The following is a 20220-nucleotide window of genomic DNA, read 5'->3' as shown; positions in this document are numbered from 1 at the left end:
CCCGAAGACACTATGTTTTCGGGGATTCTTTGTTATGAACAGCATAATTGCTAGAATCCATTTCAAAAATGAAACTATTGCTATTCTGAGCACTTGTCCGCCTTCTTTTTGGCGGAAGCCTTGGATGTTTTTATACTAAGCGCAGCGAAGCTCCGCTGTACGGAGTGCCGCATAATACAAAATGATGACGGCAAATCTGATACTATTTTCAGATTCCCTGCCTGTCCAAAGGACACCTTCGGTGCGGCAGGCAGGTTCATCCCGATAAACAACATCGGGATTCAGAATGACTGTTTTTTTTGTGTTTTTGAGATAGCTTCTAATTGTTTGTCGAAGTTACTTCCAAGTGTCCGTTTGTATGCACTGCAATTCCATTTCCATTCGAACCATTTTTCTTGAAACGCCCAAACATTCCGGAAGGACGTTTAAAGAATGCAGGAATTCTGTTCTTCCATTCATCCACTTTCATATACACCGCAGGAACAAGAAGAAGAGTTAAAAACATAGAGCTTGTTAATCCACCGACAAGCGCCCAGGCAAGGCCTGTTTTCCATTCGCTACCAGCCGCTTTGGACATTGCAATGGGCAGCATACCAAACACCATTGTTAATGTTGTCATCAAAATCGGACGGAGACGAGATTGTCCTGCTTCCATCAACGCATCAAAGACATTCATCCCTTTTTCAGTGCGCATCTGATTTGTTCTATCGACAATCAGGATAGCATTTTTTGCGACAAGACCGAACAACATGATGATGCCAAGCATTGAAAAAATTGAAAGTGCTTTTCCTGCCGCCGCCATTGCAATGAATACACCAACCATCGCTACAGGGATGGAGAACAAAACAACAAAGGGATACACATATGAATCATATAATGCGACCATGATCAAATAAATGAAAATGATTCCCGCTAACATCGCCATTCCCATACTGCCGAAACCTTCTTGCTGATTTTTTTCGTTACCGAGGTACACAATGCCGATCGATTTTGGCAGTTCAATTTTTGCCAATTCTTTTCGGAAGTCCTGAACAATCGTTCCGGAAGGACGTCCAACAGTTTGAGCGTTGACATAGACAACATTAATGCGATCCTGCCGCTGTAATTTTGTTGGTCCTGCCGATGAGTAAATATTGGCAAATTGATTTAACTCAATCTGTTGTCCGCGCATGTTCATGAATGTTAAAGATCCCACATCGCCAGTGCGCGATCGATTGAATTCATCCAATTGTATGCGGATATCATATTCAGTGTTGCCATCGCGAAATTTTGACTGATCATCTCCCGCCAATGCTATGCGGAGCGTTTGTCCCACTTCCGCGATGGAGAGACCGAACTGAGCAAGTTTTGCCCGATCGATATCAATTTGTAATTCCGGCTTTCCAGATTCTGATGATAGTCGAACATCTTCCGCTCCTTTAATATTGCCAAGAATTTCTTTTACACGATCTGCCGTTTCCTGCACGGTTTTCATATTCGTTCCATTCACGGCAATCTGAATTGGTGCTTGGTCTGCCACACCAAAAATGCCGATGGGAGAGACGAACACTTTCAATCCGGGAATTTCACGGACTCGTTCTTTAATCTCTTCGCCAACCTGGATGGTTGATTTTACGCGTTTATTCTTTGGAACAAGCGCCACGTTTAGTTGAGTGATATTATTGCTGGCAATACCGATGAAACCATCCTGTGATATTCCGACGGTTGTAAACACCTTTTGAATTTCAGGCATTGTGGAAAGAATTCGCTCCACTTCTAATGACGCCTGGTTCGTCTGTTCAACCGTTGCGCCGGGCTGAAGTTCGATGGTGACACCAAACTCACCACGATCCGATTGCGCAATGAATTCAAATCCAATTAATCCCATGAAGACGAGAGAGAACGAACCAATCAACAAGAGCACCGTGCCGAATGCGACCCATTTCTTATGCGTTAAACTCCATCGCAACATTCGAAGATAGTGTTCTTGGAAACGATGATACAGTTTCTCAAAACCAAGGGCAAATTTTCCCATCAATGTTTTATTGGTTAATCGTTCTAACTTTGCAAATCGCGATGCAAGAAGGGGTGTCACCGTAAATGAAACGAACAAACTCATTAACGTTGCAGCAACAATCACAAGAGAGAATTCACGCATGATATTTCCGATCAAACCGCCGACAACTGAAAGCGGAAAGAATACGACAACGTCGACAAGAGTAATGGATAATGCAGCAAATCCGATCTCATTTCGTCCTCGTAACGATGCTGCCCGCTGTTCTTCACCCTTTTCCAGATGATGATAGATATTTTCCAGGACGACAATGGAGTCATCAACAAGAATACCGATCACCAAGGATAATCCAAGCAGTGTCATAAGATTGAGTGAGAATCCAAGAGCGTACATTGCCACAAATGTTGAGACCAGCGAAGCAGGAATTGCAACCAATACAATAAAAGAATTGCGAACACTATGGAGAAACAACAACATCACCAAAGCAACCATTCCAATAGCAAGCAACAGGTCTACGCCGACGGCATTTGCCGCTTCAATGGTGAACAGAGAGCTGTCTTGTGCTATATCAAATGTAATGCCCTCATCCTTATAATCGTTTTGAATTTTTTCCAACTCTTGTCGCACGACTTTACTAACAGCAACCGCATTCGCATCGGACTGTTTCAATATTTGCAATCCAAGAGACGTAGCACCATTCACGCGATTAGTCTGATCCATATCTTTTACGCCGTCTTGCACTTCGGCAACATCATCAAGATGGATATCACCACCCTGTCGTGATTTGCCGACGACGAGACTCTTCATGTCTTCGACAGAATTGAATTTTCCCGCAACACGGACGATGTACTGACCATCAATATCTTTAATCTTACCGGTGGGAAAGTCCATATTGGCATTTTTTATTACCTGGGAAACTTGAAGCAACGAAAGATTATACGACCGAAGTTTCGCTGCATCCAAATTCACTTTAATTTCGCGTTGTTCACCGCCGCTGATGACAACCTGCCCCACTCCCGGAATTTTCGAAATTCTCGGTTGCACACGGTCTTTGAAGAATTGGAAGAAATCCCTTGCAGGCATCTGGCTTGTTACACCGATACGGAGGACAGGTGTTTCATCCAAAGCGATCTTCGAGAGTGTTGGTGCTTTTGCTCCATTGGGCAGTTGCGCCGTAATCTGGTTGACCTTTCGTTGAGCATCCTGCAGGACGATGTCTATCTTTGCACTTTGTTTGAATTCGACGAACACAAAGGAGATTCCCTCGAACGAGGTTGCACGTACGGCATCAATCTTATCAATCCCGGAAACGGCATCTTCGATCAATTTCGTTACATTGTTTTCAACTTCGTACGGCGATGCTCCTGGATAAATGGTGCTGATGGTAATCACCGGCGGAGTAATCTTCGGCAGAAGTTCGTAATTTAATTGTGTGAAACTGAAAATCCCAAGAACACTCAACACGGCGAAGATCACGACGATGATGGAGGGACGTTTAATTGCTAATTCTGTAATTGTCATTGTATTCTTTCTCTTTTCTAAATGGCCGTTGGACTATGAAACAGGAACAACGATCAGTGATAATTATTTGCGAACCACAACAGAAGCATTCTCTTTCAAATTATTTTTTCCATTGACCACAACAACTTCGCCTTCTTTGATACCCGATGTGACTTCGACATTTGTTCCAAATTCTGCACCAACTTTTACTGCGCGTAGTTTTACTACGTTCTTTTCAACAACATATACTTTTGCATCTTTTACGCTTCCAACAATCGCTTCGCGAGGAATGATGATATTTTCTTGAACAGATTTTGAGGTAAAGTTTACCCGTCCGAACATCCCTGCCTTTAAAGGGTGTTTTGAACTATTGTCAATGCGGACTTCAACGGGATAGGTGTGCGCATCATCTCCCTTTGAGGAGATCGTTGCAATTCGTCCGGCAAAAACTGCTTCCGGATAAATATCCGTTGTCACTTCGACATTATCGCCAACAGTTAATTTGAAGACATCTTTTTCCGCAACGTTGATTTTCACCTTCAGTTTTGAAATATCCACTACATTTCCAATCACCGTCGATTGCGGCGCACCCATTACTGTTGATCCAACATCCACGTAGCGGGCGGTGATAATTCCGGAGATCGGCGTAGTGATCTTCGTATCTTTTAATTGACGCTTTGCAATGATATACTGAGCTTCGGCGTTTTGGAAACTCCATCGAGCCTGCTCAATTTGTGATTCGGAAATAGAACTGTCTTTATAGAGTGATTCAAACCGTTCAAGATCTTTTTTTGCTTTTTCGTATAACATTTGCGCTGTCTTATAGTTTGCTTCTTTTAATTCTGAATCCACCTCAACAAGAACTGAACCGGCGGATTTAAAGTCTCCCACCTGAGCATTTACCTTCACCACTCGTCCCTGCGTTTCAGAAATGATGGTGACATCATTATTTGCTGCAATGGTGCCCATTAACGAAAATGTGCTTGAAAGATTTCGTTTACTTGCCGTTACAACGGAAACGGAGTACGATGTAGCAATGTTGCTTCCGGATTGGGAAGTTGCTTGTTGTCCGTCGCCAGGCTGACTGTTCATCATAAAACCAAGTGAAACGCCCAAGATTACTATAGAGATTGATAAAATTCGATACTTTGTCATTGTTAGCCCTTCTGTGTTTTGTTGAAAATAAAATTATTCTCCGATTGATTTTGTCAATCGGGCAGCCGCAAGTTCATAGTCGACAAGCGATTGCGTATAGTTCAATTTTGCCGTTAATAACGCCACTTCGGAGTCTAAAAGATCGGAGTTGACGTTTAATCCCTTTTTATATCGTTCATTGGTGACACGGTAATTCTCTTCTGCCTGTTCTACTCCTTGTTTGGCTACTTCGGAGCGTTCTTTTGATTGTTGCAGCGATAAATAACTTTGTGTCACTTCCAACGATATTCCGTCTTTCATTTGTGAAAGTGCCTGCTCCGTTTGTGACAATTGCGCTTCTGCCTGGGTTGCTTGGCTTCCCGATGTATTCCAATTCCACAAATCGTATGAAACAGAGATACTAACATCCCATGTTCCCTTAAATTCATCTTTTGTCGGGAAGATGCGTTGATTTGGTCTAAGATAATTGTAATTACCAACCAAATAGATTTGCGGATACCATCCGGAACGCGCAATAGAAAGATTTGATTCGCTGGCTTTCAATCGAGCGTTCATACCAAGAATTTCCGGGCGGTTCTCAATCCCTTTTTTCACCAGTGCATCAATATCTGTCGACGAGACAGCGTTTGGCTGCAATTGAGAAAAGATTTCAATTTCAGTCGATAACGGCAATCCTAGAGTGTTGTTTAATGCGATCATCGAGAGAAGGACATTATTCTTTGCATCAATCTGTCGAACAAGCGCATCGGAAAGTTGAACTTGAACTTTTAGTAGATCGTTATTTGTCAATAGACCTTGCTTCATCATATTTTCAGCATCAGCAGCATGTGCTTTAATCTGCCCGACATTTTCGTCGACAACTTTTTTGAATTCTTTTGCACGATAAACATTCCAATAGGCATTTTTAACATTATAGATAAGTTCGGATTTATCTTTTGTAAAATCTTGTTTTGTTGCTTCATAGGAATATTCTGCAATATCTTCGGCGCTGGAAATTTTATTTCCGGTGAAGAGAGGCTGCTGAACGGTAGCCCGTAATGTATAATTGTTGGTAATATTGTCGCCAAGCTGCGCAGCAACGGTATTAAATAACACGGTCTTATTGTCTGCTTGTACCGTACCAAAAGCCGGGAAATTTAATTTAAATGGATCAACAGCGCTAAGTTTAGTATATGCTGCATTCAATTTTACCGAAGGGAGGCCAAGAGCGTTTGTTTCGCTTGTTTTTGCTTCAGCAGCCACTACTTTAAATTGCGATGATTTTAGTGCTTTACTGTTTTCTAATCCTGTCTGCACCGCTTGCTCAACAGTCAGTGAAAGTTTCTGCTGTCCGGAAACAATGGAAATGAACAAGAACAACATCGTGATGAAAAATTTATTCATTATGATACAACCTCTTCTTTCATTGGTTCGGTTAATTTATTTCTGTATTTGTCTCTTCCTTCATCGGTCATCATTCCTTCGAAGAAGACGGTGACCGCGGCTTGATATGCCTGACTAAGATTGATCGGCAGATGAGAAAGCACTTCCGGATTAATGATGGTGCGCATAGCAGTGGCATACATCAATACGAACACCTGCACATTAACATCGCTACGGAATATTCCGAGATCAACCCCTTGTTTTACCATTAATCCAAAATCGTTCATCACTTTGTCATTTCGAAAATTATCCACTTCCTTCCAAAGCTCCGGCATCGTGCGTTGAACATCCAGATAGAACTGTGGTTTCATCTGCTGCATTTCGGAGGTGATAAAGTTGATTGTCTTTCTAATCCGGTCAATAAATTCTACCGAATTATCCAAACGAATACATTCGCATTGATGATGAATCGTTTTTAATTTTTCGCGTGTAATTTCTTTGACGATCTCATCTTTACCGGGAAAAAATTTATAGATGGTTTTTTTGCTCATTCCCATGCTTTGAGCAAACTCTTCCATGGTTGTTTTACTAAAACCATTGGCAAAAAAATGCTCTCGTGCAGCTTCAACAATTCTATTCTTCAATTCTAAATCGGACACAATGCTCTCCTTCTTTCTGCTATCTGGAAACCCGCAACGTTTTTTTGGTTTCCGATGTTCCATTAAAAAATGCAGATTTCCTGCATTGATTGACGTGTAAGTCTAAAATATATTGTAAGAAACCGTGATCGTTTCTACGGTTTCCAATATACCTAAGTTTCACACTTTTTGCAATGAGGTAAAGAAAAATTAAGAATTCGTTAAAACCACAAGGTTTTCAAAGAACTTCGAGGGTAATTTACTCTGAAAACAGAGAAATGTTGCTAGTTTTTCGGTGAACGAAGGAAGGTGCTCGGTAAAAGAGGTAAAAATCCTAATTTAGCGTGTTGAAATTTTCAATAAAAGTAAAGACAGCCTTTATGGTTACCATTTTTTGAAAATAAAGAATGCTGCCGCAATGATAAGAATGAAACCAACAATGTAATTCCATCGCAATTCTTCTTTCAGATATACGACGGAGAAAGCAGAAAAAACGAGAAGTGTAATAATCTCCTGAATTGTTTTTAATTCTGCCGCGTTAAATTTTCCATAGCCATAACGATTTGCCGGAACCATTAAGCAGTATTCGAAGAATGCAATTCCCCAGCTTGCCAGAACCACTTTCCATAAATCAATCTCCTTAAATTTTAGATGTCCATACCAAGCAAAAGTCATAAAGACATTTGAAGCGATTAATAAAACAATTGTCATCATACTATTTTGGCCAGCTATGAATGTATTTGATTTTTTTTAATTCGGGACAACATACAGATATTTTTACTAGAAGTCATCTCGAAAACACAAAAGCATGGTCATTCCTCAGGATGGCATTAGTTTCATTTTTGAGATGGTAAAATAGGGAAGCTTGTTGTCTTAAACTATCAATCTTCTTTTTTAGCGTAAACTTTCTTCCAACGCGGTTTTCGCATCGGTACGTTCATCTCTATATTTCACAATCATTGGTGTGTAAAGTCCTAAACCATATTTCTGCGCAAAGGGTGAATCGAACCGCCGATTGCCCGCGACAACGACCGCATTTTCCGGAATAACGATAGAGCCATTCGAATTAGGCCGTATAATTGTTTCATTAATAAGATCATAGACTGGAGTGGACGCGTTGAGAATTACTCCGCTTCCAATCACGGCTCGTTGTTTAACGATGGTTCCTTCAAAAATTCCGCAATTGCCGCCAACCATCACATCATTTTCAATGACAACAGGTAATGAACCGATCGGCTCCAGCACTCCGCCGATTTGCACTGCAGCGCTGAGATGAACACGCTCTCCGATATATCCGCATGAACCAACAAGTGCGTGTGAATCGATCATTGTATGTGCGGAAACATATGCACCCACATTGATATACGCCGGAGGCATAATAATAACCGAAGGAGCAACATAGGCACCTTTTCGTACCGTTGTTCCTCCCGGTACGATTCTGACGTTATTTTTTACCGTAAATGTCTTTACCGGATATGTATGTTTATCAAAAAATGAAAATGGTTTTGAATTCTTAATCGCTTTTAATTTACCAAGACGGAAACCGAGCAGGATTCCTTTCTTTACCCAGTGATGAACAGTCCATTCACCGTTGATTTTTTCGACAGTGCGGACTGTTCCATTATCTAATAAGCGTAAAAATGAGAAGAATAATTTCTGTCCGTTTTTTGACGGTTTTTCAAATTCCCGTTCTATCGACTGCTGTAATTCTTTAAGATTATTTGACATGTTCTCTTTAAAAAATGAAAAATTGAATGTGTTTCCTGTACTTTTCGGATGAGTGAAATATTACGCTGTGTGTTCCACCAACGACAATTCTTCAAGCGCACGGCGCAACGTAAACTTATGCTCTAAGGACATCGGCGTTAGCGGAAGACGGTATGCTTCTTGAATGATTCCCATCATCGACAATGCAGCTTTTGCTGGGATGGGATTTGAGTCGATAAAATTGAGATTCATCAGATCAAGTAGTCGCTCATGAATGGTTCGTGCCTTTACAAAATCTCCCGCAAGACAGTATTGCACCATTGATGAAAATTCCGATGGAACCTCATTTGACACCACTGAAATAACACCATCTGCACCAAGCGCCATCATTGGCAGTGTGAGAGCATCATCGCCAGAAAGAACCACAAAATTGTTCGGACGATGGCGAAGGATTTCCATCACCTGCGGTATGTTTCCCGAAGCTTCTTTGATTCCTGCAATACCGGGAAGTTCCGCAAGACGCAGTGTTGTTTCTGCATTGATGTTACTTCCGGTTCTTCCTGGAACATTATAGACAAACAGGGGAATATCGACGGCCTCCACGATTGCTTTGTAGTGCTCAAAAAATCCTTGCTGCGTTGGTTTGTTGTAATAGGGTGCAACGGAGAGAACGGCATTTGCTCCGATGGCACGTGCATGCTGAGTGAGAGAAATCGCTTCACGTGTTGAGTTGCTTCCCGCGCCGACAATCAACGGAACTCGACCGTTCGCTTGTTCAGCCACGACATCCATTACGTGATGATGTTCGGGATGAGAAAGAGTTGCACTTTCCCCGGTAGTGCCGCACGGAACAAGTCCGTTTACACCGCCGGTAATTTGGAATTCGACAAGCTGCCGTAATGCCTGCGTATCAATTTCTCCCCCTTGTACCATCGGAGTGACAAGGGCTGTAGCTACGCCGCGAAAAGAAAATGTGGAAGACATATAGATACCTTATAATTAATGAATGATTCGTAAAATATTATTCTGCATAAATGGCCTATCAACACATCCCACTAAGAAAAATTTTTGTTCAAGATGATAATTCCCTGTGTATTGATTTTTCAAAGATGAGTTCTTCAAAGGAAAAGATTCCGGGAAAATTCTGAGTCAATTCTGCGGCCAGTACTGCGCCTAATGCAAATCCGGTGCGGTTGTGCGCTCGATGGACTAATTCGATCTCATCTGCCGGAGAATGGAACAGCACGGAATGAGTACCCGATACATTCCCGATACGTGTACTGGAAATACCAATCTGATTGGATTGTATGACTGAAGTATCGAATTGGTCTTTTACAGTAGTTTTTCGATTCATTGACGACAGCAATATCTGTGAAAGGGTCAATGCTGTTCCACTCGGTGCATCCTTTTTTTGTATGTGATGTGTTTCATGGATGGCAACGTCATACTCAGAAAAAGTGTTCATCATTTCAGCTGCACGGCGGACAATGTTGAAAAACATCTGAGCACCGACAGAAAAATTATTTCCATAGATTATTGATCCGTTATTTCTGCGGACAAGGTCAAATATATCCTTCTGCTGATGCTGCCAACCTGTTGTTCCTTCAACCAAGGGAATGCCCAACAAACTGCAAATTTCCGCATGTTTGCTGACGCCGGAAGCATGCGAGAAATCGATACAACAATGAATCTTCTGTGATTGATAGAAATCCGAGGAAACTTGAGGGAGAGGCAAATTCGAAGAGAATTTTCCAATGATAGAATGTCCTCGCTGTTGTGCGATAGATTCTATTTCGCGACCCATTTTGCCGTAACCGATAAGAACAATGTTCATATACATTCCTTTTCGTCAAAGAATTTCTAAATCTTCAAGATTTGGAAATTCTTTGCCTGGTGTTTAAAACGAAAAACGTAGAGAAGCGCTCTGGACTCTCTACGTTAGAATGATATGAACCGCCTAAATATACGGCAAAAACAATTCTTTGCAGATTGTCATTAGCGCTTTGTTCCGGTTTGTCGGAACAACAGTCTGCAAGTCGTATTCTTGCATCCCAAACACGGAAGGTGAACTATCTTCCGGCTTTCGGCGGCGCTACCTGCGAACCTTTTCCGTATGTTTCATCGAGTTGTTCTACTCTCCGCATACGTACTTGTGTGCACCGCTCCTCTAAGACTACTATAATAAACAAAATTCTATTTCAGTTGTCAACAAATTTTTCGTATTTTTATGATGGACAGCAAATTTTCTTCGAATAATGGTGATAACTTTTTAGTTTAATGATTGCAAAACTTGCTTTAGAGAACGGAACAATATTTACCGGTGAGCATTTCGGCGCCGAAGGAGAAACGTACGGTGAAGTATGTTTCAATACCAGCATTACCGGATATCAAGAGATCCTAACCGATCCTTCGTACGCTGGACAGATTGTGACAATGACCTATCCGCAGATCGGGAACTACGGAGTGAACACGGAAGATGTTGAATCGACTAAACCCCAAGTGAGCGGATTTATTGTAAAAGAATATTTCGATTTTTACAGTAACTGGCGAGCAAATTCTTCGCTGGGTGATTGGTTGAAAAAAAATAATATCCTCGCCATTCAGGGAATCGATACACGCATGTTGACCAAGATTCTGAGAACGCAAGGATCAATGCGTGGTGTGATTTCTACGAGTGATTTGAATGATGCATCGCTCATTGCAAAAGCAAAATCATCACCGGATATGAATGGTCTTGATCTTGCAAAGAGGGTCACAACAGAAAAAGAATATCACTGGTCTCAGATTGATACGACCGATTTTGCATTAGGTACAAAAAATGGCGAAACAAATAACGCCAAGTATAAAGTTGTTGTGTATGATTATGGTGTAAAACAGAACATTCTTCGCCGCCTTGTGAGCTATGGATGCGATCTTACGGTTGTGCCGGCAAGTTTTTCCGCGGAACAGGTTTTAGCGATGAATCCCGACGGGATTTTTCTTTCCAACGGTCCCGGCGATCCGGATGCTGTGAAATACGCCATCATGAATATCAAAAAATTAATCGGAAAGAAGCCGATTTTTGGGATTTGTCTCGGACATCAATTGCTTGGCCTTGCACTTGGCGGGAAGACCTATAAACTGAAGTTTGGACACCGTGGCGGAAACCATCCGGTAAAAAACCTTAAGACAAATGTTATTGAGATCACCTCTCAAAATCACGGTTTTGCCGTTGATTGGAAATCGATGGATCAATCACAAATTGAATTAACACACATCAATCTGAACGATCAAACGGTGGAAGGATTCGAGCACAAACATCATCCACTCTTTTGTGTGCAATACCATCCTGAGGCATCACCTGGCCCGCACGACAGCGATTATCTCTTTTCAAAATTCATCACGATGATGGAACAACAAAAAAATTAGCCTAGAAATCATCTCAAAAATGAAACTATTGCCATTCTGAGCAAGCCTTGGATGTTTTTATACTAAGCGCAGCGAAGAATCTGATACTATTTTCAGATTCTTCATCCCGATAAACAACATCGGGATTCAGAATGACTGTTGTTTTTGTGTTTTTGAGATGGGTTCTAGTTATTTTAGCATGTTATAAAAACACAAAAGCCGCTGTTTAGCGGCTTTGTTGTTTATTCCTTTGGTTCCTTTTTCTTCTCAAAGAACTCATCACTCAATCCTGTATTGATCTGATAATCGGAATAGATCAATTCGGCAGAACCTTTGCGTGGAATACGCTGCGGAGAATAAATTTTTTCTGCAAGCGAATCGATGTTCTGTTCGAAATCAAATTTTGCCGAAATTTTTGACGGTAAAATATATTTTCCATCGATGACCATGCTTTCAATCAATACTTCGATCTTACGGCCTTCAATGGGGTATGCTTCAAGCCTAGTGATCGTCCAGTGGGTCTTATCGACCCAAATGAAACTTTCCCGAACCTGTTTCTTCTTTTCCGGTTTGGTGATGAGTCGTATCTTGTATAATATTTTTCCCTCTGCTTCCTCTGTGCCCATCAACGAAGCGTCAAATTTTAATAAGAGATCTCCCGGATTTAGATCGAGAATATTTCTCGGAATAAAAGATGTCCCTGTCGATTCCGTTTTAAACTTATTCGGTTGTTTAAAATAGAGCTTTAAACTCATCTTCGGCACTTTCAACCGCTCCATAGAAACTTTTCCGGTGATGTTTGCCGTATAATCTTTTACTGCATCAAAGTTTGCCTTTACGTTCTGCAGGATCTTTTCCGCCGAAAGCTGTTGAGCATTCGCCGATGAAAAAATTCCAAAAACTGCAATAGCAACAAATACCAGCATCCGTTTCATATATTTACCCGTTATGCTTTTTTTGCGATAAAAATATTGTAGAGAATCATCAATAGCGTAGCACCAAATCCAATAGCAGCAAGAATACCCCACATCATCATCGGATTCATTGTATCCTGAAGATATGTTTTTACCAACCACCCTGAAAGCGGCCCTGCAACGAAAGATCCAATAGAGACCGGAAGAAATGCGAATCCCATATACGTTCCAACCTGATCTTTTGGTGCAAGATTAGCAACGTATTCATAGAATCGTGGAGCTTGAGTCGCCTCGCCAACTGCAAATAATACCATAGCAACAATTGCGGCTGTAATTGTTGGAGAAATTGCCATCAGAATCCAGGAAGAACTTGCAATCGCAAATCCGAGTGACATGGCTGTAATGGGGCTCCATCGTTTTACCAGTGCCGTCACCGGAACACTGACAAGGATGATTGTCCACGCATCAACTGTTTCCAAAAGTTCAAACTGTGAAAACTTCAATACTTCGGTGATATAAAATGGGAATGAATAGAAGATTTGCCAGAACATGATCCAGAACCCGGAGAAGATCACAAGAAACGAAATGAACTTCACATTTTTAAATACCGTCAACATATCGCCAAAAACTTTCGCAAGAGATGCCTGCGGTTTTGCATCTGCCGGTTTTGGGGGTTCCTTGTAAAATAACAGAGTCCCGATAAAGAGCAAAAATGAAGTTAACGAAGACATAATCAATACATATTCAATTCCCAATCCTTCGCGTACCTGGAGGGCAAGAATTGGTCCGACCGCCCCGCCAATATTGACAAGCGTATAATAGATGGAATATCCGAGCGATTGCACATCGGAATTGGCAGTTTTTGCAACTGTGCCGACAATGCACGGTTTAATCAGCGAACCGCCAATAGCGGTCAAGATTAAAACGGTTACGACATATGTTGTTTTGCCGACGGATTCAACAATCGCCTGGCCAAACTCCAGTCCGGCAAGTCCAATCAGAAAATATCCTATAGTAAAAAATGCAAAACACGCGGACAACGTTCTTTTGAATCCATATCGGTCGACAAACACTCCGGCAATAATCGGAAGTGAATAAAGAAGTCCGGAAAACAAACCGGCAAGTGTACCGGCTGCTTGTACGCCAAGTCCAACACGATTTGCGAGATAGACTGTGAGAACAGCTTTCGAACCGTAAAATGCAAATCGTTCGAACAACTCCAGTATATTTGCAATCCAAAATGTCGGAAGAAATCCCGTCTTCATTTCGGAAATTGTTTTTGAGATATTCATACTATTCCTTTTTTGCCACAGAGAGTAAAGAGAATGATGTTATTATGATAAAATATCTTTGCGTTTGAAGATTAATAATGTTGCTCCCCAAAAACCGACAATATATGCACCAAGAACAAGCACGGAGTTTCTGATCGTATCCCAATCAAACGGATCGCGGAGGGCTTGCTGCCATACATTCATATGCGTTGTAAATAGCCACGGTTTTATTCCCTCTACCGATTCAACAGGAAGAAACGTGATGATATAAAAAATGGCAATGACCGTCATGGTGATGATGATGGGACCAATGGCATTTTCGACCAATGCTGAGATAAAAAATGCGAGTGAAGCGACAACAAACATTGACCATATGGAGAGGGTATAGGCAAAAAGAAAATGAGCGAACAAATCTGTTTCGGATAAGATAACGATGCCATCTTTATCTACTGCAATAAGATCTCCTGTCCCGAAAATCAATACACCGAGTCCTACGGAAAGTGCGGCAATAAGAATCACCAGTGATGCAGTGTAGAGAAGGGTCGCAATATATTTTGCATTCAGAATTTTTGTGCGTGACACAGGCCGAATAAGCGTAAGCCGAAATGTCCCCGCCGTGGCTTCTCCCGAAAGCTGATCGCCAGCGACGAGAGCGATAAGTGCGGGGACATGAACCCAAAGGCCGTTCATAATTATCTGTGCAATTACCCAGCCGTTAAATAAATTTCCGGTGATGAGAAAATCTGACTGAAGTGAACGCAATTGATATTGGATGAATTTTCCACCTTCAATCCACATAATCCACATGATTAATGGGATGAGCACACCAACGGCAATGAAACCGATATACGTACGCCACTTTGCGTAAGTTTTAAAGAGTTCCCAATAGATGAGGTTAAGCATATACGACAAGTTAAAATTGAAAAGTCAAAAGTAAAAAACAAATAAAAGTGTGAAGTGAAAAGCTATGATTGTACATTTGGATAACGTTACTTTGTAATTTGACTTTTAACTTTCCTGAGTTACATCCAAAAAATATTCTTCCAGGCTGTGTTTTGGTTGAACAGAAAAGATCTTGCATTTCGCTTTTACCAATTCATTGATAACAACAGGCACATGCTTTGGATCAATCTTAGCGATGATTCCATCTTCTGTCAACGATACTTCAGAAACATTCTTTATTTTTCCAAGGAGTGCGAGAGATTTTTTTACCGGTTCTACGTTGAATAATGTTTTATGGGCATTTGCTTTCAAAAGTTCTTCAACACTTCCTTGAACGATCATTTTTCCTTTGTTGATAATAGCCATGCGTGTTGCAACTTGTTCAACTTCATTTAAAAGATGTGATGAAAGAAAAACGGTGATGCCTCTTTCTTCTGTAAGACGCACAATTAATTCCCGTACTTCTTTCATCCCCTGCGGATCGAGTCCATTTGTTGGTTCATCCAGCATCACTAATTGCGGATCGCATAGAAGTGCTTGAGCAATTCCGAGCCGCTGCTTCATCCCATGCGAGTATGTTTTTACGTTATCCTCTGCACGTTCGGCAAGCCCAACCATATCGAGCGTTTCCATAATTTTTTTATCATCAGGAGTTTTTCCAAGGGTAAGGGAACCGGCGATTTGCATATTACGATATGCGGAGAGATAGAGATAGAAGTCCGGTTTTTCAACAATACCGGCAACATTTTTAAGCGCTAGTTCCCGTTCTTGAAAAAGATCGTGTCCGAACAGTTCCACCGTTCCGGTCGTAGGTTTGATTAAGGAAAGGATCATTCGGATAGAGGTGCTTTTTCCCGCGCCGTTTGGACCGAGAAAACCGAATACATCACCGCGATGCACTTCAAGATTAATTTCTTGAGCTGCCCATCGATTCTTGTAATGTTTACCGAGATTGGTTGTGCGGAGGATGATGTCGTGCATACTAATTTAGAATTGAGAATGAATAATGTAGAATGTCTTGATTATTGTTCATGCGGGATTTGTTATTCTTCATTATACATTCTCAATTCTTCATTGCTCTTAGTTTGGTTCACGCAAAATATCTGTTGCCTGAATATCTTTTCCATCAGTGATTTTTGCTTTGGCTGCTTTTCCTTTTAATGCATCTTCAATCACTTTTACATGTCCGATTTTTGTTTCTTCAGCGCCAAGGTCAAGTCCCGTATCGGGATCTTTGATCGGTTCGCCGACGCGGAACACGTCAAATTCCATCCCGACCTTTACGTTTCCTTCCGATCCCGGTTTCATTAATAATGTTCCATCGCTGTTCATTTTTAAGATTTTTCCAGTGAACGGAATTTTTCCCATGTTTTCCGTGATCAATTCCACAACTCCATCAACAGCTTTACGGCACGCTTTTCCGATATCGGTGTCGTCCCAGCTGTCCATATTATTGAAATCAATTCCTTCATAATCGAAAGCAATACCGGTAGAGGATTCTTCTCCTTCTTTCGATTCAGCAGCGACAATTTCTCCGGTAACTGTGTTCACAAGACGGACATCAACCACTGCACGTGACGTTTTGCGTTTGATACCGCCGCTGATAAACGACAATCCGCCGGAAACCTGATTCTCTTTTGTCCCAAATTCCGACACAGATCCAACAACAATCAATTCAACCCCGAGAAGTTTTCCGACCTTTGGAGCGGTTTCTGCGGTGACAAGACCGCTTTCTCCCAATTTCTGTTCATTCAGAACTTTTTCTAATTCCTGCCTCTCAATTACTGTAAACTTACCAGATTTTACCAATGCGGTTGTCAGCATATCGGCAACGCCGGAGCCGATGTGAGCATAGCCTGAGCCGGTTTTATCTTCAAATGTTGCAATAGCAACGCGTTTTTTCAGTTGTGCGTCTGTCAATGAGACGAGCAGTATTAAACTAAGAAACACTGTGAGCTGTTTCATAATATGTCTCCGGAAAATTGATTGAATCGTGAATGAAGTGGCAGAAATATAGAGAGAATGGTATCGAAAGGCAATGGAGGGGAGTGGCAACTTTTCATCTTCTTGTGCATCTTACTACCGCAATTCAAGAACAATAATGGGACCAGTGAATTCGCTTTCAATTTCGGACGAAGAATTAGTGATACGATTAAAGAACGGAGAGATCGGTGCCGGTGCCGTGCTCTATTCCCGTCATAAGAATGGGATCTATTCATTCTGTCTGCGAATGTTAACGGATGAGGATGCTGCAAAAGATGCGTCGCAGGAAACATTCTTGAAGATGATCACCAAAATCCACTCCATAGAAAAAGGAATTGCTTGTAAGTCGTGGCTATTTTCTGTTGCACGGAATGAAGTGTTGATGGTTATCCGAAGAAAGAACACTATTTTGATGGAACAATTTGATGATGAAACAATAGTTTTTGATCATTCCACACCGTTAAGCATTTCCATTCAGATGGAAACAAAGGAAAAAATTGAGAAGGCAATTCAACAATTAAAACCGGCATACCGGGAAGCATATCTCCTCCGCGAGATTGAGGGGATGACCTACAATGAAATTGCGCAATTGACTTCGACGACGGTTAGTGCCGTAAAAACGAAACTCTACAAATCGCGCGTAGCGTTGAACGAAATGCTTAAACCATTTTTTTAGTGATAATCAATCCGACTTGCGAGGGTTTATGAAATATCTACTCTTCGGTGTTTTTGTGATTTGTATTCTGTCGGAAGGGTGTCGTCAGCGAGCGCCGCAGGATGGAATGGTGAAAAACAAACTCAACGATGGTTCCGTTACGGAAGTATATTACGCGCACGGCAGAATCATCAAGCGGATACACTTCACCGTAGAAGGAAAAAAGCACTCGGAAATGTTTTACTTCTTCCAATCATCCGGAATGAATTCTGTGCGACGTGAGGAAATTCCGGATAAAGATAGTATTGTTGAATATGGATCGAAGGGTCAAATTATTTCTATCATGACCCGGTGGCCTTCCGCTGACGGTTTAGGGATGGTGATAACGGGAAAACGATATACCGACGATGGAAAGCTTATTTCCGTAAACGATTCGGCAGGATTTCGAATATATTATGCCAATGGACAGCTGCAGTATGAAAAAATAGTGATTGGTGAAAAAAGGGAACGTCAGACATATTTTGACAGCACCGGAATAAAACGGGAAGAATGGGAAACGCTGAATGGATTACGTCATGGAAAGAGGAGAGAATTTAATAAAAAAGGGGTCGTAACTGTTAACGAAGAATATGACAATGGAAAAAAGATTCACTAAATATTTTAGGAGAGTTGGTCATGAATTGCCAAGAACATCAAGAACAGATCAGTCAATTTTTAGACAATGAACTTCCGCAGGATGCGTTGCAGCCAATGTTCCAGCATTTAGCAGCATGTGGAGCATGCAGAGAATTTTTCTTCACTGCAAAATCGATCCACGATACTGCTCGACAATTAGAATATACTCCGGTGCCGGAACTGCTCGATCAGAAACTTGGCGTCTTGGATATGACATCACGTCCGCTGCTGGAACGGCGGTTTATCATTTCCATCCCAACGGCGATGCTATCGATGATTGCAGTGTTTCTTTTTGGAGCGGCGGTGCTGTTGTCTTTCGATTCGTTATCAAGTGAACAACAGACGCAGCAATCACAGATGATCAGTCAATTTCCGCTACCCAATACACTTCAATACTCACGAAATTAAACCACTATAATGAAAAAAATAGTACCATATCTTATCCGTTTAAGTATCACCGGTCTGCTATTTATTCTGCTGGTGTATATCTATTCCTCCTATACCGGAATGTCGTATTCCAACAAATACGCAGCATTACGAGGCATCATTGTTGTGTTGTCTATAGGCGGATTGGTTTTGTTATATCAAATAATGCAAGCCATTCTATTTGTGATCACTTCCCGTCCCAACCCTTCACCGAAACTTGTTCGATTTTACGAACTGGGAATTGGAGGCATACTCCAACGGTATTATGCTCAGCAGCTTTCTCCAAGAAATAAAACCCTTCTATGGTTTGTTGTATGGGGAGCGTCTATCATTTCCTTTATGTTGATCATGAATGTTAACCAAGTATTCAACGGCAATGAGGATTTCTTTTTGCAGAATCGAAGCATTGAACGAATGTACAGGGAAGCAATTACCCGTCAATTTCCCAATCCAAAAAATTATGTTGAAGTGTTGCATTTCTATTCCGAAGATAATAATCCCCATCGCTATATCACTGATATGATCAAAATCTCCGAGGATTTAAAAGATGCCGGTGCCAAAGTCGTGATTATCGAACTTCCGGGAAGGTTGTATCCGATGACGGAAAGGAGATTGAAGAGATTGGATTCGCTGGTGAATGTTCTTCAATCGATGAGCCGCGTTACTTTCGCGGGAGACTATTGGTATTATCAAAATCCGATCTCGAAAAACAACCTTTCGCCTTTGACGGTTAAAAAAATAGAACCGTACACGCGATATTACTCGAACCTTGTTCGCCATTTCCCATACCGTTATACAGCGGATATTGCTCTCTCAGTGGCGAGGCGATATTACGGCATTCCAGATTCGATAAGACCGGTGAAGATTGGAAATACGATTATTGTTGGTGATATCAAAGTTCCTGTCAACAGTAATGGTGAAGCGTTTTCGGATAATATCTGTATCATCAGGCTATTAAGGAATTTCCATTATGTAGCATTCCATGGTTTTAATGACAACGGATCAACCGATATGGTACAATATACCGCAGATATTTCTTCCATCGGAAGAGATTCTCAGATTGATAAAGTTCCAATTACGGATCTTCGCAAGTTCAAGAATGATTTTGAAAAAAAAATTGTCCTTATCGCCTGGAACTATAGCGATGGACTCTTTACTTCACCGATTTATACTCAAGCAGTTGCCAGCTCCATCATTAGTCTTATTGAAAACTCCAATTACGTCCAGAGCAGAGAGCTGACAATTGCGTTAATTATTCTCTCGGTTCTTATTATTGGTATCACGGTGTACCGATTCGGCTTTTTTGTTTCGCTGATTTTGACTGCGTTCCTATTTACGATATATATCGCTGGAGGGATTTGGGTATTTCTTTCTTCAAGGATGATTGTTGAAGTGTTGTATCCTGTAGCGGCAACGATTCTCTCCTTTATTGTTTTTAGCTTGTTAAAGTTATCATTCAAGACGGCGTGATCACTATAAAAATGATGTTCCCTTATCTACATAGTAGAGGATGAGGCGACCCTCCCTTCTTGTTTCCCCTCTATTTTTTTTCTACTTTGAAACCACAATAAACTTCCGAAATCACTATGATTTCGGAAGTTTTAATTTTGAT

General features: G+C 41.3%; 18 protein-coding genes and 1 riboswitch. Of the genes, 5 read left to right on the top strand and 13 right to left on the bottom strand.

The window, feature by feature from the left end:
- Positions 1-319: 319 nt before the first annotated feature.
- The 8 genes from WDA22_15610 to dapB form a co-directional block, all read right to left on the bottom strand.
- Positions 320-3514, bottom strand: coding sequence for an efflux RND transporter permease subunit (locus tag WDA22_15610; protein MFA5834902.1), 3195 nt, complete (start codon positions 3512-3514; stop codon positions 320-322).
- A gap of 63 nt (positions 3515-3577) precedes the next feature.
- Entirely contained in the window at positions 3578-4648 is a 1071-nt protein-coding gene (locus tag WDA22_15605) for an efflux RND transporter periplasmic adaptor subunit (protein ID MFA5834901.1), read from the bottom strand.
- 33 nt (positions 4649-4681) lie between these two features.
- Positions 4682-6031 (bottom strand): TolC family protein, encoded by a 1350-nt coding sequence (locus WDA22_15600; protein ID MFA5834900.1) that lies wholly within the window; start codon positions 6029-6031, stop codon positions 4682-4684.
- Complete coding sequence (locus WDA22_15595; protein ID MFA5834899.1) at positions 6031-6669, bottom strand: TetR/AcrR family transcriptional regulator; 639 nt, start codon at positions 6667-6669, stop codon at positions 6031-6033. Before WDA22_15595 ends, WDA22_15600 begins: the two co-directional genes overlap by 1 nt.
- 363 nt (positions 6670-7032) lie before the next feature.
- Positions 7033-7362 carry a DMT family protein gene (locus WDA22_15590; protein ID MFA5834898.1) on the bottom strand — a complete coding sequence of 110 codons (330 nt, stop codon included), beginning with the start codon at positions 7360-7362 and terminating at the stop codon, positions 7033-7035.
- Positions 7363-7542: 180 nt separating this feature from the next.
- Positions 7543-8376 carry a 2,3,4,5-tetrahydropyridine-2,6-dicarboxylate N-succinyltransferase gene (locus WDA22_15585; GenBank protein MFA5834897.1) on the bottom strand — a complete coding sequence of 278 codons (834 nt, stop codon included), beginning with the start codon at positions 8374-8376 and terminating at the stop codon, positions 7543-7545.
- Positions 8377-8436: 60 nt separating this feature from the next.
- Entirely contained in the window at positions 8437-9339 is a 903-nt protein-coding gene (gene dapA, locus WDA22_15580) for a 4-hydroxy-tetrahydrodipicolinate synthase (protein MFA5834896.1), read from the bottom strand.
- A gap of 88 nt (positions 9340-9427) precedes the next feature.
- Positions 9428-10189: a 4-hydroxy-tetrahydrodipicolinate reductase gene (dapB, locus tag WDA22_15575; protein MFA5834895.1), complete on the bottom strand. Its 762-nt coding sequence runs from the start codon at positions 10187-10189 to the stop codon at positions 9428-9430.
- Positions 10190-10343: 154 nt separating this feature from the next.
- Positions 10344-10533: riboswitch (Lysine riboswitch) on the bottom strand.
- Positions 10534-10632: 99 nt separating this feature from the next.
- Here dapB and carA point away from each other — a divergent pair.
- Positions 10633-11763 (top strand): glutamine-hydrolyzing carbamoyl-phosphate synthase small subunit, encoded by a 1131-nt coding sequence (gene carA / locus WDA22_15570; GenBank protein MFA5834894.1) that lies wholly within the window; start codon positions 10633-10635, stop codon positions 11761-11763.
- A 221-nt stretch (positions 11764-11984) separates the two neighbouring features.
- On the opposite strand, the gene WDA22_15565 is transcribed toward carA, so the two are convergent.
- From WDA22_15565 to WDA22_15545, 5 genes are all read right to left on the bottom strand, one after another.
- Complete coding sequence (locus tag WDA22_15565; GenBank protein MFA5834893.1) at positions 11985-12677, bottom strand: outer membrane lipoprotein-sorting protein; 693 nt, start codon at positions 12675-12677, stop codon at positions 11985-11987.
- An 11-nt stretch (positions 12678-12688) separates the two neighbouring features.
- Positions 12689-13948: an MFS transporter gene (locus WDA22_15560; GenBank protein MFA5834892.1), complete on the bottom strand. Its 1260-nt coding sequence runs from the start codon at positions 13946-13948 to the stop codon at positions 12689-12691.
- 42 nt (positions 13949-13990) lie between these two features.
- A complete protein-coding gene (locus WDA22_15555; GenBank protein ID MFA5834891.1) occupies positions 13991-14830 on the bottom strand; it encodes an ABC transporter permease in 840 nt (279 codons plus the stop codon).
- A 105-nt stretch (positions 14831-14935) separates the two neighbouring features.
- Positions 14936-15850 (bottom strand): ABC transporter ATP-binding protein, encoded by a 915-nt coding sequence (locus tag WDA22_15550; protein ID MFA5834890.1) that lies wholly within the window; start codon positions 15848-15850, stop codon positions 14936-14938.
- Positions 15851-15949: 99 nt separating this feature from the next.
- Positions 15950-16834, bottom strand: a complete 885-nt coding sequence (locus tag WDA22_15545) for a CsgG/HfaB family protein (GenBank protein MFA5834889.1) — start codon at positions 16832-16834, stop codon at positions 15950-15952.
- A gap of 136 nt (positions 16835-16970) precedes the next feature.
- On the opposite strand from WDA22_15545, the gene WDA22_15540 reads away from it, so the two are divergent.
- Genes WDA22_15540 through WDA22_15525 form a run of 4 tightly spaced genes read left to right on the top strand, consistent with a single transcriptional unit; the run spans position 16971 to position 20078 of the window.
- Positions 16971-17528, top strand: coding sequence for a sigma-70 family RNA polymerase sigma factor (locus WDA22_15540; GenBank protein MFA5834888.1), 558 nt, complete (start codon positions 16971-16973; stop codon positions 17526-17528).
- A 28-nt stretch (positions 17529-17556) separates the two neighbouring features.
- Positions 17557-18162 carry a hypothetical protein gene (locus tag WDA22_15535; GenBank protein ID MFA5834887.1) on the top strand — a complete coding sequence of 202 codons (606 nt, stop codon included), beginning with the start codon at positions 17557-17559 and terminating at the stop codon, positions 18160-18162.
- Between the two features lie 20 nt (positions 18163-18182).
- The gene (locus WDA22_15530) at positions 18183-18590 is read left to right on the top strand and encodes a zf-HC2 domain-containing protein (protein ID MFA5834886.1); all 408 of its coding nucleotides are present in this window, start codon (positions 18183-18185) and stop codon (positions 18588-18590) included.
- Positions 18591-18599: 9 nt separating this feature from the next.
- Entirely contained in the window at positions 18600-20078 is a 1479-nt protein-coding gene (locus tag WDA22_15525) for a hypothetical protein (GenBank protein ID MFA5834885.1), read from the top strand.
- The last annotated feature ends 142 nt before the right edge of the window (positions 20079-20220 follow it).

The sequence above is a fragment of the Bacteroidota bacterium genome, from assembly GCA_041658205.1.
GTDB lineage: Bacteria > Bacteroidota > Ignavibacteria > UBA10030 > UBA8401 > UBA8401.
Note: the sequence above shows the minus strand (reverse complement) of the source record. Positions and strands in the feature narration are given on the sequence as shown.